The organism is Actinomycetospora chlora, assembly GCF_039542135.1.
GTDB lineage: Bacteria > Actinomycetota > Actinomycetes > Mycobacteriales > Pseudonocardiaceae > Actinomycetospora > Actinomycetospora chlora.
This window is the reverse complement of record NZ_BAABHO010000008.1, coordinates 42785-57571: the sequence shown is the minus strand read 5'-3', so window position 1 is coordinate 57571 and position 14787 is coordinate 42785. Positions and strand designations below refer to the sequence as shown.

Here is a 14787-nt window from a genome sequence, read left to right as displayed (position 1 = left end):
TCGGTCGGGGGCGAGCGGCGCGTGCGCTCCCGCGGCGCGTGGGTCCGGGTCGCCGGCGCCGTCGTCGCGGGCCTGCTGCTCTACGTGGCGTTCCCGCCGCTGGGGGCGTGGTGGGCGGCGCCGCTCGGGATCGCCCTGGTGCTCGCGGTCGTCGAGGGCCGCCGGGTGCGGACGGCGTTCGGGCTCGGGCTGCTCACGGGCGTGGCGTACCAGTGGCCGCTGCTGCACTGGACCGGCGAGTACGTCGGCGGCGTCTGGTTGCTGCTGCTGGTGGCCCTGACGGTGGTGGTCGCCGTGCCGGTCGCGCTGGCGCCGCTGGTGCTGCGCCTGCCCGGGGCGCCGCTGTGGGCGGCCGCGCTGTGGGTGGCCGGCGAGGCCGTCATCGAGCGGTGGCCGTTCGCCGGCTTCCCGTGGGCCAAGCTCGCGTTCGGCCAGCCCGGCGGACCGTTCGCCCCCCTGGCGTCCCTGGGCGGCGCGCCGCTGGTGAGCTTCGCGGTGGCGCTGTCGGGCGCGGGGCTGTGGGCGCTGGTCCGGACGCTGCGCAGCCGCCGCCGGGCCGCGACGCTCGCCGGGGCCCTCGTCGCGCTGCTGCTCGGGCCGATCGCGGGCCTGGCGACGTGGCCGTCGGTGGCCGCCGACCCGCCCGGACCGACGATCACCGTCGCCGCCGTGCAGGGCAACGTGCCGCGCGCCGGGCTGGACTTCAACACCCAGCGCCGCGCGGTGCTCGACAACCACGTCGCGCAGACCCGCCGGCTCGCCGACGACGTCCGCGCCGGGCGCACCCCGCGTCCCGACCTCGTGATCTGGCCCGAGAACTCCTCGGACATCGACCCGATCCGCAACGCCGACGCCGGCGCGGAGATCCAGGCGGTGACCGACGAGGTCGGCGTCCCGGTGGTCGTCGGCGCCGTGCTGTCGGGCACCCGCGACCCGGACGGGACGATCGTGCAGGGGCCGCGGAACACCGCGATCGTCTGGATGCCGGGGACCGGCCCGGCGGCGACGTACACGAAGCGGCACATCCTCCCGTTCGGCGAGTACATCCCCCTGCGCCCGGTCGCCCGGGCGGTGTCGTCGCTGGTCGACCGGGTCACCGACTTCGAGCCCGGCACCGGCTCGGGCGTCCTGACCGCCGGGCCGGCGCGCCTCGGCGTCGTGACCTGCTACGAGGTCGTCTTCGACGACGCCGTGCGCGACGCCGTCCGGGGCGGGGCCGACCTGCTGACCGTGCCCACCAACAACGCGACCTTCGGCTACAGCGACATGACCTACCAGCAGCAGGGGATGTCGCGGATCCGGGCGATCGAGCACGACCGCGCCGTCGTCATCGCCGCGACCAGCGGGCAGAGCGCGATCGTGGCGCCGGACGGGACGCTGGTGGCGCGCACGGGACCGCTGTTCACCCCGGGCCTGCTCGTCGAGCGGGTGCCGCTGCGCACGACGACGACGCTCGCCACCCGGCTCGGCCCGGGGCCGGAGTGGGTCCTCGCGGGGCTGGGCGCGGCGGCGGTGATCGCGGGCGTCGTCGTGGCACGCCGGGGGTCGCGCGCGTGAGCGGTCCGTGCCCCGACGGGTCGGACGTGCTGGTCACCGTCCCGACGTACAACGAGCGCGAGAGCCTGCCCGGGCTCGTGACGCGCCTGCTCGACACCCTGCCCGGCCTGCGGATCCTCGTCGTCGACGACGGCAGCCCGGACGGGACGGGCGCATTGGCGGACACGATCGCGGCCGTCGACCCGAGGGTGCGGGTGCACCACCACCGGCCCCGGGCGGGCCTGGGCGCGGCGTACGTCGACGCGTTCTCCCGGGTGCTCGACGACGCGTCCGCCGACGTCGGGTGGGTCGTGCAGATGGACGCCGACGGCTCGCACGCCCCCGAGGAGCTGCCGCGCCTGCTGGCCGCGGCCCGGGACGCGGACGTCGTGCTCGGGTCCCGGTACGTGCCCGGCGGCGGCACCGAGGGCTGGGCGTGGCACCGCCGGCTGCTCTCGCGGGCGGGCAACGTCTACTCGCGGCGGGTGCTGCGCCTGCCCCTGCACGACGTCACCGGCGGCTACCGGTGCTTCCGCCGGGCCGCCCTGGCCGAGCTCGGGATGGCGACGGTGGCGTCGGAGGGCTACTGCTTCCAGGTCGACGTCGCCTTCCGGGTGCACCGGGCGGGCCTGCGCGTGCGGGAGGTGCCGATCACGTTCGTCGAGCGCGCCCAGGGCGAGTCGAAGATGAGCGGCGCCGTGGTGCGCGAGGCGCTGTGGCGCACGACCTCCTGGGGTCTGCGCGACCTGGTCCGTCGCCGCCGCGCCCGGCCGCGCTGAGGAACACGAAAGGGCCGCCCCGGCGATGCCGGGACGGCCCTGGTGTCCTGAGGCTCAGGCGCTCTCGGAGCGGCGCTCCTTGAGCAGGCCCAGACGCTCGTCGAGCAGCTCCTCGAGCTCGGGCACCGAGCGGCGCTCGAGCAGCATGTCCCAGTGGGTGCGCGGCGGCTTGGCCTTCTTCTGCTCGGGCTCGGTGCCGTCGATGCGCTTGCCCTCGTCGCCGTGGAGGCGGCACTCCCAGGTCACGGGAGCCTCGGCCTCGTCGGAGAACGGGACCTCGAAGTCGTGACCCTTCGGGCAGCGGTAGGCGAAGGAGCGGCGGGGGGCGAGGTCGTGGTCGCGGTCGGTCTCGTAGCTGACTGCGCCGAGACGGCTGCCACGGAGGACGCGGTCGGCCATGATGGTGTCCTTTCCTCGACTGCGGTGCGCCCGCGGACGCACTCGCCGCCGGGCACGAGAGGGTCAACGCCGGGCCGTCGCTGTTCGTTCCCGCGACGCCCGGTGTTCACGCCGTCCGTGACCCGACTCACGACCTGGGCACGGAGACGGCTACCCCGCGGGGCCGCGGTCCACACGGGTTCCGACGTGCGCAACCGGCCGTGCCCGGCCGGAATTCCCCCGTCCGGCCGCTCGTCTCGCCGGGTCAGCCCTCGTCCGCCGGCGCCGTCCACGCCCCGCGGGTGACGAGCACGTCGCGCAGGAGGTCGGGGCGGTCGGTCATGATGCCGTCGACGCCGAGGTCGAGCAGCCGGTGCATCTCGGAGGTCCGGTCCACCGTCCACGCGTGCACCTCCAGGCCCAGGTCGTGGGCGGCGGCGAGCAGGCCCGCGTCGATCACGGGCAGCACCCCGAACCGGACGGGCAGCTGGGCGAGGTCGCCGCGGACCGGCAGGGCGCGCCCCAGGGGCCGCCGGACGACCGCGGGCGCGGCCGCCCGGGCCCGCAGGCGCACCGCGGAGCGCGAGGCGACCCCGGTGACCACGCGGTCGCCGTAGCGGGCCCGCACCGCCTGCAGCCGCCCCTCGTCCATGCTCGCCACGGCCACCCGCTCGGCGACGTCGTCGCGCTCGAGCAGGCGCAGCATCGGCGCGAGCGTGCCCGGCGCCTTGAGGTCGACGTTGAACCGCGTGCCCGGCAGCGCCTCGAGCACCTCCTCGAGGCGGGGGAGGGGCTCGCGCCCGCGCAGGCGCACGCCGGCGAGGTCGGCCCACGGCATGCTGCGCAGCACCCCGGGGTGCCCCGCCACGCGGCGCAGGGTCGCGTCGTGGTGCACGACGAGCACGCCGTCGGCGGTGGCGTGGACGTCGGTCTCGAGGTGGGAGTAGCCCTCGTCGACGGCGCGGCGGAACGCGGCGAGGGAGTTCTCGAGCCCGGCGAGGTCGTCGATGTGCCAACCGCGGTGCGCGAACGCCCGCGGGGTGCGACCGGCCAGGAACGGGTGCTGCGCCCGGGTCACGTCGAGGGAGTGTGCCCGGTGTGTGGCCGGGGCGCGCGGTGCGCCCCGCCCGGCCGCGCTGCTGATCCACCCAGCCGTGACCGATGGCACGTTTGTGGGAATCGGCGGGCCACCTTGGGGGCGCACGTGTACGTGCAGTAGCCTCAGCGGTCACACTGGGCTGAGGGGAGGCCAGATGCCCAAGAGGTCGGGGGGTGATCCCTCCTGGTGGTCGTCGGGCTCGGTTCCCGACGCCCTGCCGGGCTGGGCCCGCCGTGGCCTCGACGAGGCGTCGGACGACCTCGCGCCCTCCCCGCCGCCCGCGGACACCGGCCGCCACCGCCCGTCACGCCGCCGCGGCGCCGCCGGGGCCGCCGGCTCGAGCAGGCTGCGGGGCTGGGGCCTCGCCGCGGCCTCCGTCGCCGCCGCGGCCGCCGCCGTGCCGCTCGCGGTGTCCACGCTGGTCAACTCCGGCGAGAACACCGCCCTCCCGCGTGTGGGCACCTTCCCCGTCGTGGCGCCCGGCACGCTGCCCGGCACGGCGGCCCCCTCCACCGGGTCCCGCGGTGCGGGCGATCCCGCCGACGCCTCGGTGCTCCCGCCACTCGACGGGCCGGTCGCCGCGGCGCCGATCGTGCCCGCCCAGCCCCCGCGCACGGTGACCGTCGCCCCGCGCGCCGTCGCCCGCGACGCGGACGAGACCACGACGCGGCGCACCCCGACGCGCACCACGAGGTCCACCGCCGACGACGACACCCCCTCGAGCTCCCGGCCGACGACCCGCGGCGACGGCGAGGGCGACGGCGGCGGCGGTGGCGGCTCCGGCGGTGGTGGCTCCGGCGGCGGTGGTGGCTCCGGCGGCGGTGGTGGCTCCGGCGGCGGTGGTGGCGACGGCGGCTCCGGAGGCGACGGCGGCTCGGGCGGTTCCGGCGGTTCGCGTGGCGGCAACGGTGGCGGCCTCGTGGGCAACGTGGTCGGTGCCGTCGGCAACACCGTGAACGGCGTGGCCGGCGCCCTGGGCTAGGCCCGATCAGGCGCCGGCGGGCCGTTCCGGCAGCTCGGGGCGGGTGACGCCCTCGCCCAGCGCGGCCGCGTAGAGGTCGCCGTGGCGCTCGATCCGCGCCAGCACGTCGGCAGGGGAGAAGGTGAGCTCCCGGACGTCGCCCGCGGCCTCGACCTCGTCCCACGTCAGCGGGGTCGACACGGTCGGCGCGCCGTGCGCGGCCCGCGCGCGCAGGGAGTAGGGCGCGACGGTCGTCTTGGCCGTGTTGTTCTGGCTCCAGTCCACGAAGACCTTCCCGCGGCGCCGGTCCTTGGCCATGATCGCGGTGACCGACCGCGGCGTCTCCCGCGCCAGGTGCTCGGCGACCGCCTTCGCGTAGGCCGACGTCCGACCCGGGTCGTCGACCCGCACGGCGGCGGTCACCTGCATCCCCTTGCTGCCGCTGGTCTTCGGGCTGAGCACGAGGCCGTCCGCGGCGAGCAGGTCGCGCACGCGCACCGCGATCCGCGCGCAGTCCACGACGGTCTGCCCCTCGCCCGGGTCGAGGTCGAACACGAGCTCGTCGGGCGGCTGGGCCCGGTCCTCGTCGTCGACGCGCCACTGCGGTACGTGCAGCTCGAGCACCGCGAGGTTCGCCAGGTAGACCAGGGTGGCGAGCTCCTCCACCACCACGAAGTTCGCGGTCGCGGAGCCCTTGCTGCTGCCCGGCGTCGGCAGCGTGACGCTGCGCAGCCACTCCGGCGCCTTGGCCCCCGCGTTCTTCTCGTAGAACGACGGGGCCGCGATGCCGTCGGGGAAGCGGCGCAGCGTCAGCGGCCGGCCGGCGAGGTGGGGGAGCAGGGTGTCGGCGGCGCGGGCGTAGTAGTCGATCACCGACGCCTTCGGGACGTCGGGGTAGAGCTCCTTGTCGAGGTTCGACAGCCGCAGGCCGCGCCCGCCCACCGCCACCCGCGGCGACTGCGCGGCGGCGTCACGGCGCGGGGCCGCCGTGTCGCCCTTGCGGCGCTGGACGAGCCAGTCCTTCTCGTCCTGGTCGTCACGGTCGGGCTTGAAGAAGACGAACCGGCCCGACACCCGCTCGCCGTGCAGCGTCACGGCCACCTCGCGGTCGGACCACTTCTCGGCCTCGTAGCGCCCGGAGTCCCAGATCGTCATCTGCCCGCCGCCGTACTCGCCGGCGGGGATCTCGCCGTGGAAGTCGAGGTACTCCAGCGGGTGGTCCTCGGTGTGCACCGCGAGCCGGGGCGCGCCCGGCTGCTCGGGCAGGCCCCGCGGCACCGCCCAGCAGACGAGCACGCCGTCGCGCTCGAAGCGGACGTCGTAGTGCAGCCGGCGGGCGTGGTGCTCCTGCACGACGAAGCGGTCACCGGTGGGGGCCCCTCCGTCCACCTCCCCGAACGGCTCGGGCGTCTTCCCCGGATCCCGCTTGGCGTTGTACTCGGAGAGATCGGGCACGGTGGAGGTCTACCCGACCGGCCCGTCGTCGGTGAACCCGACGAACGCGAGCATCACCGCGAGGGCGTCGGGCCCGCCCGGATCGGTGTAGGAACCGCCGGCGCGGCCCCCGGACCAGGCGTGCCCCATGCCGTGCACGGTCCACGACTCGGCCAGGGCCCGGCCCCCCGGCTCCGCCCAGCGCTCGCGCGTCCACGCCCGCCCGCCCGGCGCCCGGCCCGTGGTGCGGGCGTGCTCGACCCGCCCGGAACCGGCCAGGGCCGAGCGCACCACCGCCTCGCCGTTGCCGACGGCCACGGTGCGGTCGTCGTCCCCGTGCACGGCGATCAGCGGGACGGGTCCGCCGTCGGCCACCCGGGCCGGCGGCGTGCTCATCACCGCGAAGGCGGAGCCGACGTCGTGGGCGGCGCGGAACGGCAGGCCGGAGTGCACCCCGGCGCCGCAGAACAGGTCGGGGTGGGTCGCCGCCATCACCGCCGCCATGGCGCCGCCGGCGGAGAAGCCCGCCACGGCGGTGCGGGCCCGGTCGGTGCCGTACCGCTCGGCGACGTCGCGGGTCGCGGCCGCGATGAGCGCCGGCTCGCCGGCGTCCCGGCCCTGGTCGCCGGGGCGGAACCAGTTCCAGTAGCCCATCGCGTTGGCCGACCGCGACTGCTCGGGCGCGACGACCACGACGCCCGCGCGCTCGGCGGCCTCGTCAGACCCGGTGGCGGCGGCGAACGCGTCGGCGTCCTGGGTGCCGCCGTGCAGCAGCACCAGCAGGGGAGCGGCGGGCCGCAGCGTGGTGGGCACGTAGAGGCGGTAGGCCAGCGTGCCCCCGGCGGCGCGCGCCGCGCCACGGGTGACGGTGCCGGGGGCGCGGCCGGACGTCCGGGCGCGTGGTCCGGGCGTCCGCGGTGCGGTGGGCATCGTCGGCGTGCGGCCGCCGAGGCCCTCCTGGAGGCGGGCGGTGGCCTCGAGGAGCCGCCCCTGCCGCACCAGACGGGTGGCCTCGGCCATGCTGCTCATGCTGTTCGTGCTGCTACCGGGACGGAACACGTGACCTCCAGGGGTCAGACGATGCGCGGGCCGAGGGCCGCCTTGACGGCCCGGCTCGCGCGGAAGGCCCCGAGCACCTCGACCGAGGCGATGGTGGCCGCGGCGAGGTCGGGCGGGACGTCGTCGGCGACGGTGGCCAGCCCCAGGACCCGGATGTGCACCCGCTCGCCGGCGTCCCGCATCGCTTCGAGGTCGCGGCGCGAGAAGTGCTGGCTGCCGAGCACGAGGGTGCGCCGGGCGACCGTGCTGTCGATCGCCGAGGCGCTCGCCGCGAGCTGGTTGCGCACGGCGGTGCGGATGAAGTCGGTGCGGGTGGTGAAGAAGCCCTCCTGCACGAGGAGGTCGATCCGGCCGAGGTCGACCGGACCGATGTTCACGGTGATCTTCTCGGTCCGCTCCGGTTCCACCGACCCTCCCGATGCCATCCACATGGATGGTGCACGGCAGGCGCCTGCAGCGCAACCACCCGCCGTCATACCCGGCGGGCGTCGTAGCGGTGCAGCACCAGCGAGGAGTCGGGCAGGCGGCGGGCCTCGAGCAGGCGCAGCGGGACGCGGGTCGGCTCGGCGAGCAGGGGGACACCGGCGCCGAGGAGCGCCGGGCCCACGAGGACGTGGAGCTCGTCGACCAGGCCGGCCACCAGCAGCGGGCCCAGGGTCGTGGTGCTGCCGAAGGCGACGACGTCCCCGCCCTCGCCGGCCGTCAGCTCCGCGACGGCGTCGGCGGCCGCCGCACGCGGCACCACCCGGGTGATGCCGGCCCACGGGGACGCGGGGTCGACGACGTAGGAGTCCGAGACGACGACCTTGTCGACGGCGTCGTGGCGCCGCGAGATCGCGCGCTGGCGGTCGTCCTGGCTGGGGTCGTCGGCGATGCCGGGCCAGTAGGCGACGAAGTCGGCGTACGTGGTGCGCCCGGCGAGGAGGGTGCCGGCCGCCTCCAGGCGCTCCTGGGCGTAGACGTTGAAGCCCTCGTCGAAGGGCATGACCGAGAGGTCCCCGCCCGGTCCGGCGACGAAGCCGTCGAGCGAGGTGATGACGGTGGCGGTGAGGCGGCGCATCGGGGAGCTCCTGTCTCGTGGGGTCCGCCCCGGGGACGGAGCCGGTCACCGCTTCTCGACACCGGCTTCTCGACACGGGCTTCTCGACACGGGGGCGCCGGAACCTCGGTACGGTCCGGGGCGTGAGCCTGCCCGACGACGGTCTCGTGGTGGTCGTCAAGCAGGACTGCCCGACGTGCCGGCTCGTCGCGCCCGTGCTGGGCGACCTGGCCGCCACCGTCTACAGCCAGGACGACCCGGCCTTCCCGGCGGGCGTGGGCGTCCTCGACGACACCGACCTCGACGCCAGCGTGGCGCTGGGCATCGATGTCGTGCCGACGCTGCTGCGCCGCGAGCACGGGGTGGAGACGCAGCGCGCCGAGGGCTGGGACCGCGACCGGTGGCGGGAGCTCAGCGGCGTCGCGGACCTCGGCACCGACCTGCCGGACTGGAAGCCCGGCTGCGGCTCGCGCACCCACGACCCCGAGGTCGCCGACGCGATGCTGGTGCGTACCCGCGGCCACGAGCTGGCCGCCCGCCGGGTCGAGCTCGCCGGGCTCGAGGACGAGGCCGAGGCCCTGTACGACCGCGGGTGGACCGACGGCCTGCCCGTGGTCGCGCCGACGCCGCCGCGCGTGCTGCGGATGCTGGCCGGCACGACGCGGGCGTCCGACGAGGTCGTCGCCGTGGTGCCGCCGAACCTCGTGCCCGCGACGGTCGAGAAGGTCGCCATCAACGCCGTGCTCGCGGGCTGCCGGCCCGAGTACCTGCCGGTGGTGCTCGCCGCGGTCGAGGCGGCGTGCGCGGAGGAGTTCAACGCCCACGGCCTGCTCGCCACGACGTGGGGCGCGGGCCCGGCCGTGCTGGTGCACGGCCCGATCGCCCGGCGGATCGGCGTCAACGCCGGCGGCAACGCCCTCGGCCAGGGCACGCGGGCCAACGCGACGATCGGGCGGGCGCTGCAGCTGGTGATCCGCAACGTCGGCGGCGGCCGGCCCGGTGAGGTCGACCGGGCCACGCTGGGCCAGCCCGGCAAGGTCGGGCTGTGCTTCGCCGAGGACGAGGACGCCTCGCCCTGGGAGCCGCTGTCGGTCTCGCGCGGGGTGCCCGCGGGGGCCTCGGCGGTGACCGTGTTCGCCGCCGAGGGCGCCCGCGGGGTCGTCGACCAGATCTCGCGCACGCCGGGGTCGCTGGCCCGCTCGCTCGCCGCGGCGCTGCGCGGGGTGGGCCACCCGAAGCTCGCGCCCGGCTTCGACGCGGTGCTGGTGCTCCCGCCCGAGCACGTCGCGGTCTTCGCCGAGGCGGGCTGGGACCGCGCGCGGTTCACCGCCGCGCTCGACGAGCTGCTGCTGATCCCGCCCGAGGAGCTCGTCCGCGGCGCCGGCGGCATCGAGGAGGGCGTCCCCGCGCCGCGGCGTCCGCACCCGAAGTTCCGGCCCGGCGGGCTCCTGGTGGCCGTCGCGGGCGGGGGAGCGGGCAAGTTCTCCACCGTGATCGGCGGCTGGGTCGGTGGCCCCGGCGGCAGCAGCCCGGTGACCCGTCTGATCGAGGAGTGACGCCGTCATGACCTTCGTGCTCGACCCCACCGACGAGTCCCGCCCCGCGTCCCGCACGGTCGGTCCGCGGCCTGACGACCTGGCCGGGCGCACCGTCGGCCTGCTCGACATCAGCAAGCCCCGCGGGGACGTCTTCCTCGGCCGGCTGGAGACCCTGCTCGCCGAGCGGGGGGTCACCGTGCGGCGCTACGCGAAGCCGACGTTCACCCGCCCGATGCCGGCGGACCTGCGCGCGGAGATCGCCGCCGAGTGCGACGTGGTGATCGAGGCACTCGCCGATTGAGGCTCGTGCACGTCGTGCAGTGTGCACGACCTCGCCGCCCTCGAGGCCGACGGCGTCACCGCCACCTTCGTCGCGTCGACGGAGTTCGTCACGGCCACCGACGCCCAGGCCCGGGCCCTCGGGTTCGCCGCGGTGCCCGCGGTCTACGTCGCCCACCCGATCCAGGACCGGACCGACGAGGAGATGGCCGCGCTGGCCGACGAGGCCCTGCCGCGGGTGCTCGCGGCGGTGACCGCCGGCGGCTGACCCGACCCCCCGTGCCGGCGCCGCACACGATCGTGGTTGCCTGGGCCGATGGCGATGAGCCGCCTGATGGGGCCGTGGTGGCGGCGCCTGCGCGAGACGCGGCGCGTCTACCGTTCCCGCCACGGTGACCACCTGGCCGCCGCGGTCACGTTCTTCACCGTGCTCGCGCTGGTGCCCCTGCTGATGCTCGCGGTCTCCGCCGTCGGCTTCGTGCTCTCGGCCAGCGACGGCGTGTTCGCCGAGGTGGAGGCCCTCGTCGCGGCGGCCCTGCCCCCGCCGGTGAGCGCGGAGGTCGTCGACGTCGTCCACGTCGTGGTGGCCGAGCGCGGTGCCCTCGGCCTGCTCGGGCTCGCCGCCGCGGCGGTCTCCGGGTGGAGCTGGATCAGCCACCTGCGCGACGCCGTGACCGCCCTGCTGGGCCGCCCGTTCCCGGAGCGGCGGCTGCACCACGCCGTCCACGACGTCGGGGCGCTGCTGGGCGTCGGGCTCGCGCTCGCGGTGTCGTTCACGCTCGCCGCGCTCACCGGCGTCCTGGGGCGGTCGCTGCTCGGCCTGCTCGGCCTCATCAGCACCACCGGCGCCCGGACGGTGCTCGCGGTCGGCGGCCTGGCGGTCGGGCTCGTCGCGAACTGGCTGGTCGTGGCGTGGTGCCTGGCCCACCTGCCGCGCCCGGCGCGACCCGTCCGCCCGCTGCTGCCCGCGGCCGCGGTGGCCGCCGTGGGCCTCGTCGTCCTGCAGCAGCTCGGCGGCCTGTACTTCCGCCTGGTCGGGACGTCGCCGGCGGTGACCGCGCTCGGGGCCCTCGTCGGGTTCCTCGTGATCGTCTACCTCGTGGTCCGCTGGCTGTTCCTGGTGACGGTCTGGACCGACACCCGCGCCCCGGACGCGGTCTCGGACCGGGGCGAGAACGCCCGCGCGGGGATCGAGCTCGTCGCCGACCTGGTGGGCTGACCGCCCGGACGCTCCGCCGGGTGGTCCACCCCACGCCGAACACCGGTGCCGACGGCTCACAGCGGGCATACGCTGCGGGCCGTAACCGGGAGGAGGCACGCGGATGAGCGTCGTGGTCGACGCGGAGACCGATCACCGCCGGGCCGTGGAGGCCGTGCGACGGGGGCTCGCCGAGCTGCCGCCGGACGCGCCGGTGCGGTTGCGCAAGAAGACCTCGAACCTCTTCCGCTTCCGTGGCGGCGAGGGCGGGCTGCGCGTGGAGGGTCTCGACCGCGTCCTGTCGGTCGACCCCGTCGCCCGCACCGCCGACGTCGGCGGGATGACGACGTACGAGGACCTCGTCGCGGCGACCCTGCCGCACGGGCTGATGCCGCTCGTGGTGCCGCAGCTCAAGACGATCACGCTCGGCGGCGCGGTGGTGGGGCTCGGCATCGAGTCGAGCTCGTTCCGCGACGGGCTGCCGCACGAGTCGGTGCTCGAGGCCGACGTGCTCACCGGCACCGGCGAGGTGCTGTCCACCACCGAACACCCCGACCTGCTGGGCGGCCTGCCCAACTCCTACGGGACGCTCGGCTACGCGCTGCGCCTGCGCATCGAGCTGGCCCCGGTGCGGCCGTTCGTCCGGCTGCGCCACGTCCGCTTCGACAGCGCGGCCGAGGTCGCGACGGCCCTGGCGGAGATCACGGAGTCACGGTCGTGGGCGGGGGAGCGGGTCGACGTCGTCGACGGCACCGTGTTCTCCGACCACGAGCACTACGTGACCGTCGGCGAGATGGTGGACACCGCGCCCTACCTGTCCGACTACACCGGCCAGGGGATCTACTACCGGTCGATCCAGGAGCGTGACAGCGACTTCCTGACCATCCACGACTACCTCTGGCGGTGGGACACCGACTGGTTCTGGTGCTCGCGCGCGCTGGGCGTGCAGCACCCCGTGGTGCGCCGCCTGTGGCCGTCGCGGTACCGGCGGTCGGACGTCTACCGCCGGCTCGTCGCGCTCGACCGCCGCCTCGGGCTCTCGCAGGCCGTCGCCCGCCGCGGCGGGGCCGCCGGCGTCGAGCCGATCATCCAGGACGTCGAGGTACCGGTGGACCGGCTGCCGGAGTTCCTCGCGTTCTTCCACGACGAGATCGGGATCAGCCCGGTCTGGCTGTGCCCCCTCCGTCAGCGGGATCGACGGAGCTGGCCGCTGTACCCGTTGGACCCCGACACGACCTACGTCAACGTCGGGTTCTGGTCGGACGCCGAGCTCTCCCCGGGCCAGGCGCCGGACCACCACAACCGGCGCATCGAGCAGGTGCTCCTCGGCATGGACGGCCACAAGTCGCTGTACTCGACGGCGAGCTATCCCCGCGAGGAGTTCGACGCGCTCTACGGAGGGGCGACATACCGCGAGCTCAAGGCCCGCTACGACCCGGACGGCCGCCTCCCGGATCTCTACACCAAGACCGTGACGGGCTGAGTCACACCCGAGGGAGGATCGTCGTGCAGGTCGCCGAGATGTTCCGACCGGTGCTGGGGGAGCAGGCCCCCATCACCATCCGCGCCTACGACGGGAGTGCGTCGCCGCCGGCCGCCGCCGACCCCGTGGCCACCGTGGACGTGCGCAGCGAGACCGCGCTGGCCTACCTGGCCAGCTCGCCGAACACGCTGGGGCTCGCCCGGGCGTTCGTCTCCGGTCACCTCGACGTCGAGGGTGACCTCTACGAGGCCCTCACCGCCATGAGCGAGCTGACCGTCTCGGACGTGCCGCCGTCGACGCTGCTGAAGATGGTCGCGCGGCTGGCCCCGCTGCGGTGGCGCCACCGCATCGCGCCGCCGCCGGAGGAGCACCGCCAGCACGGCCGGCGGCACTCCAAGGGTCGCGACTCGAGCGCCATCGAGCACCACTACGACGTCTCGAACCGCTTCTACGAGCTGGTGCTGGGCCCCTCGATGGCCTACACCTGCGCGGTCTACCCCTCCGCGGGCGCAACCCTCGAGGAGGCGCAGGAGAACAAGCACGAGCTGGTCGCGCAGAAGCTCGCCCTGGAGCCGGGGATGCGGCTGCTCGACGTCGGGTGCGGCTGGGGCCAGATGGCGATGCACGCCGCGGAACACCACGGGGTCCAGGCGCTGGGCGTGACGCTCTCGCGCGACCAGGCCACCTGGGCGCAGAAGGAGGTCGCCCGCCGGGGTCTCGGCGACCTCGTCGAGATCCGGCACAGCGACTACCGCGACGTCACCGAGTCCGGCTTCGACGCGGTCAGCTCGATCGGTCTCACCGAGCACATCGGCCGGCGCAACATCCCGGGCTACTTCCGGTTCCTCTACGGCAAGCTGCGCCCGGGCGGCCGGCTGCTCAACCACTGCATCACCCGCCCCGACGCCCACCACCGGGCCCACGCCGACGCGTTCATCGACCGGTACGTCTTCCCCGACGGCGAGCTGCTGCCCGTCGGCTGGCTCGTGTCGCGGATGAACGCGGCGGGCTTCGAGATCCGTCACGAGGAGAACCTGCGCGAGCACTACGCGAAGACGCTCGCCGGGTGGTCGGCCAACCTCGACGCCCACTGGGACGAGTGCGTCCAGGAGGCAGGGGAGGGCCGCGCCCGCGTGTGGCGGCTCTACATGCCCGCGTGCCAGGTGGGGTTCGACCTCAACAACATCCAGCTCCACCAGGTGCTCGGGGTCAAGCTCGGCCCCGACGCCCGCTCGGGGTTCCCGCTGCGTCCTTCGTTCTGAGGAACCCCCTCGGCGGCGTGTCGTCGGGCCCGCGGTCGCCGGGCTCGCCGAGCACGCCGCGCAGCTTGGCGACCGCCCGGTGCTGGGCCACGCGCACGGCACCGGGCGTGGAGCCGACCGCGAGCGCGGTCTCCTCGGCGGAGAGCCCGACGACGACGCGCAGCACGAGGATCTCGCGCTGCTTGGCCGGCAGCTGCGCGAGCAGGGCGCGCATCTCCGTGCTCGCCGACATCTCCAGCGCGTGCTGCTCGGGGCCCGCGACGTCGGTGAAGCCCTCGGGGACGTCGTCGGTGGGCTCGGAGCGGTCGCGCCCGGCGCTGCGGTGGGCGTCGACGACCTTGTGGGCCGCGATCCCGTAGACGAACGCGAGGAACGGCTTGCCCTGGTCCGTGTAGGTCGGGAGGGACTTGAGGACCGCGAGGCAGACCTCCTGCGCGACGTCGTCGGCCGCGACGCCGCCGCGCTCGGTACCGAGCCGCGACCGGCAGTAGCGCACGACCAGGGGGCGCAGGATCACCAGCAGCTGGTTCAGCGCTGCGCGGTCACCGGCCACCACCGCGGCGACCAGCCGGTCGATCTCGTCGGACTCCTCGGTCACCGGCGACACCCCCGCCGCCCCCGTCGCTCCACCGTTCGCCGTCCCCCCAGGTGCCCGGTCGTGGTCCGGGCACGATCACCATCGGTGACCGGGACGTCACCGTCCGGACATGCACGTCCCGACACGCGACCCGGTCGTGACCCC

Annotated in this window: 15 protein-coding genes; 8 read left to right on the top strand and 7 right to left on the bottom strand. The window is 75.6% G+C overall.

All coding sequences use genetic code 11. The features are described 5' to 3' along the window. Positions 1-21: 21 nt before the first annotated feature. Positions 22-1557 carry an apolipoprotein N-acyltransferase gene (gene lnt, locus ABD994_RS07065; RefSeq protein ID WP_345412269.1) on the top strand — a complete coding sequence of 512 codons (1536 nt, stop codon included), beginning with the start codon at positions 22-24 and terminating at the stop codon, positions 1555-1557. Then, the gene (locus tag ABD994_RS07060) at positions 1554-2315 is read left to right on the top strand and encodes a polyprenol monophosphomannose synthase (protein WP_345412267.1); all 762 of its coding nucleotides are present in this window, start codon (positions 1554-1556) and stop codon (positions 2313-2315) included. Before lnt ends, ABD994_RS07060 begins: the two co-directional genes overlap by 4 nt. A 54-nt stretch (positions 2316-2369) precedes the next feature. On the opposite strand, the gene ABD994_RS07055 is transcribed toward ABD994_RS07060, so the two are convergent. Beyond that, on the bottom strand, positions 2370-2714 hold the full coding sequence (locus tag ABD994_RS07055; RefSeq protein ID WP_285647969.1) for an RNA polymerase-binding protein RbpA: 345 nt from the start codon (positions 2712-2714) through the stop codon (positions 2370-2372). A gap of 244 nt (positions 2715-2958) precedes the next feature. Beyond that, complete coding sequence (locus tag ABD994_RS07050) at positions 2959-3771, bottom strand: glycerophosphodiester phosphodiesterase family protein (protein ID WP_345412263.1); 813 nt, start codon at positions 3769-3771, stop codon at positions 2959-2961. 175 nt (positions 3772-3946) lie between these two features. Between ABD994_RS07050 and ABD994_RS07045 the strand changes: the two genes are divergently transcribed. After that, entirely contained in the window at positions 3947-4774 is an 828-nt protein-coding gene (locus tag ABD994_RS07045) for a hypothetical protein (protein WP_345412261.1), read from the top strand. Positions 4775-4780: 6 nt separating this feature from the next. Here the strand turns inward: ABD994_RS07045 and ligD are convergent, their stop codons facing one another. Genes ligD through ABD994_RS07025 form a run of 4 tightly spaced genes read right to left on the bottom strand, consistent with a single transcriptional unit; the run spans position 4781 to position 8306 of the window. After that, positions 4781-6208 (bottom strand): non-homologous end-joining DNA ligase, encoded by a 1428-nt coding sequence (gene ligD, locus ABD994_RS07040; protein ID WP_345412259.1) that lies wholly within the window; start codon positions 6206-6208, stop codon positions 4781-4783. Between the two features lie 9 nt (positions 6209-6217). Beyond that, entirely contained in the window at positions 6218-7216 is a 999-nt protein-coding gene (locus tag ABD994_RS07035) for an extracellular catalytic domain type 1 short-chain-length polyhydroxyalkanoate depolymerase (RefSeq protein ID WP_345412256.1), read from the bottom strand. A 44-nt stretch (positions 7217-7260) separates the two neighbouring features. Beyond that, a complete protein-coding gene (locus tag ABD994_RS07030) occupies positions 7261-7671 on the bottom strand; it encodes a CopG family transcriptional regulator (protein ID WP_345412254.1) in 411 nt (136 codons plus the stop codon). A 47-nt stretch (positions 7672-7718) separates the two neighbouring features. Next, positions 7719-8306, bottom strand: a complete 588-nt coding sequence (locus ABD994_RS07025) for a dihydrofolate reductase family protein (protein ID WP_345412252.1) — start codon at positions 8304-8306, stop codon at positions 7719-7721. Between the two features lie 122 nt (positions 8307-8428). Here ABD994_RS07025 and ABD994_RS07020 point away from each other — a divergent pair, with 122 nt between their 5' ends. The 5 genes from ABD994_RS07020 (at position 8429) to ABD994_RS07000 (ending at position 14045) form a co-directional block, all read left to right on the top strand. Next, entirely contained in the window at positions 8429-9841 is a 1413-nt protein-coding gene (locus ABD994_RS07020; RefSeq protein ID WP_345412250.1) for a hypothetical protein, read from the top strand. A gap of 7 nt (positions 9842-9848) precedes the next feature. Beyond that, positions 9849-10370, top strand: a complete 522-nt coding sequence (locus ABD994_RS07015; RefSeq protein ID WP_345412248.1) for a UGSC family (seleno)protein — start codon at positions 9849-9851, stop codon at positions 10368-10370. A 48-nt stretch (positions 10371-10418) separates the two neighbouring features. Then, entirely contained in the window at positions 10419-11321 is a 903-nt protein-coding gene (locus ABD994_RS07010) for a YhjD/YihY/BrkB family envelope integrity protein (protein ID WP_345412246.1), read from the top strand. 103 nt (positions 11322-11424) lie between these two features. Next, positions 11425-12783 (top strand): FAD-binding oxidoreductase, encoded by a 1359-nt coding sequence (locus ABD994_RS07005; protein ID WP_345412244.1) that lies wholly within the window; start codon positions 11425-11427, stop codon positions 12781-12783. 38 nt (positions 12784-12821) lie between these two features. Continuing rightward, positions 12822-14045: a class I SAM-dependent methyltransferase gene (locus ABD994_RS07000; RefSeq protein ID WP_345412466.1), complete on the top strand. Its 1224-nt coding sequence runs from the start codon at positions 12822-12824 to the stop codon at positions 14043-14045. Here ABD994_RS07000 and ABD994_RS06995 read toward each other — a convergent pair. Next, a complete protein-coding gene (locus tag ABD994_RS06995; RefSeq protein ID WP_345412242.1) occupies positions 13993-14643 on the bottom strand; it encodes a sigma-70 family RNA polymerase sigma factor in 651 nt (216 codons plus the stop codon). The genes ABD994_RS07000 and ABD994_RS06995 overlap by 53 nt on opposite strands. Positions 14644-14787 lie beyond the last annotated feature (144 nt).

Bases quoted from the DNA above. Each gene is read 5' to 3' on its own strand.
- ABD994_RS07035 (WP_345412256.1), bottom strand. From the start codon at position 7,216: ATGAGCAGCATGGCCGAGGCCACCCGTCTGGTGCGGCAGGGGCGGCTC.
- ABD994_RS07045 (WP_345412261.1), top strand. From the start codon at position 3,947: ATGCCCAAGAGGTCGGGGGGTGATCCCTCCTGGTGGTCGTCGGGCTCG.
- ABD994_RS07005 (WP_345412244.1), top strand. From the start codon at position 11,425: ATGAGCGTCGTGGTCGACGCGGAGACCGATCACCGCCGGGCCGTGGAG.
- ABD994_RS07000 (WP_345412466.1), top strand. From the start codon at position 12,822: ATGTTCCGACCGGTGCTGGGGGAGCAGGCCCCCATCACCATCCGCGCC.
- ABD994_RS07030 (WP_345412254.1), bottom strand. From the start codon at position 7,671: ATGGCATCGGGAGGGTCGGTGGAACCGGAGCGGACCGAGAAGATCACC.
- ABD994_RS07055 (WP_285647969.1), bottom strand. From the start codon at position 2,714: ATGGCCGACCGCGTCCTCCGTGGCAGCCGTCTCGGCGCAGTCAGCTAC.
- ABD994_RS07010 (WP_345412246.1), top strand. From the start codon at position 10,419: ATGGCGATGAGCCGCCTGATGGGGCCGTGGTGGCGGCGCCTGCGCGAG.
- ABD994_RS07025 (WP_345412252.1), bottom strand. From the start codon at position 8,306: ATGCGCCGCCTCACCGCCACCGTCATCACCTCGCTCGACGGCTTCGTC.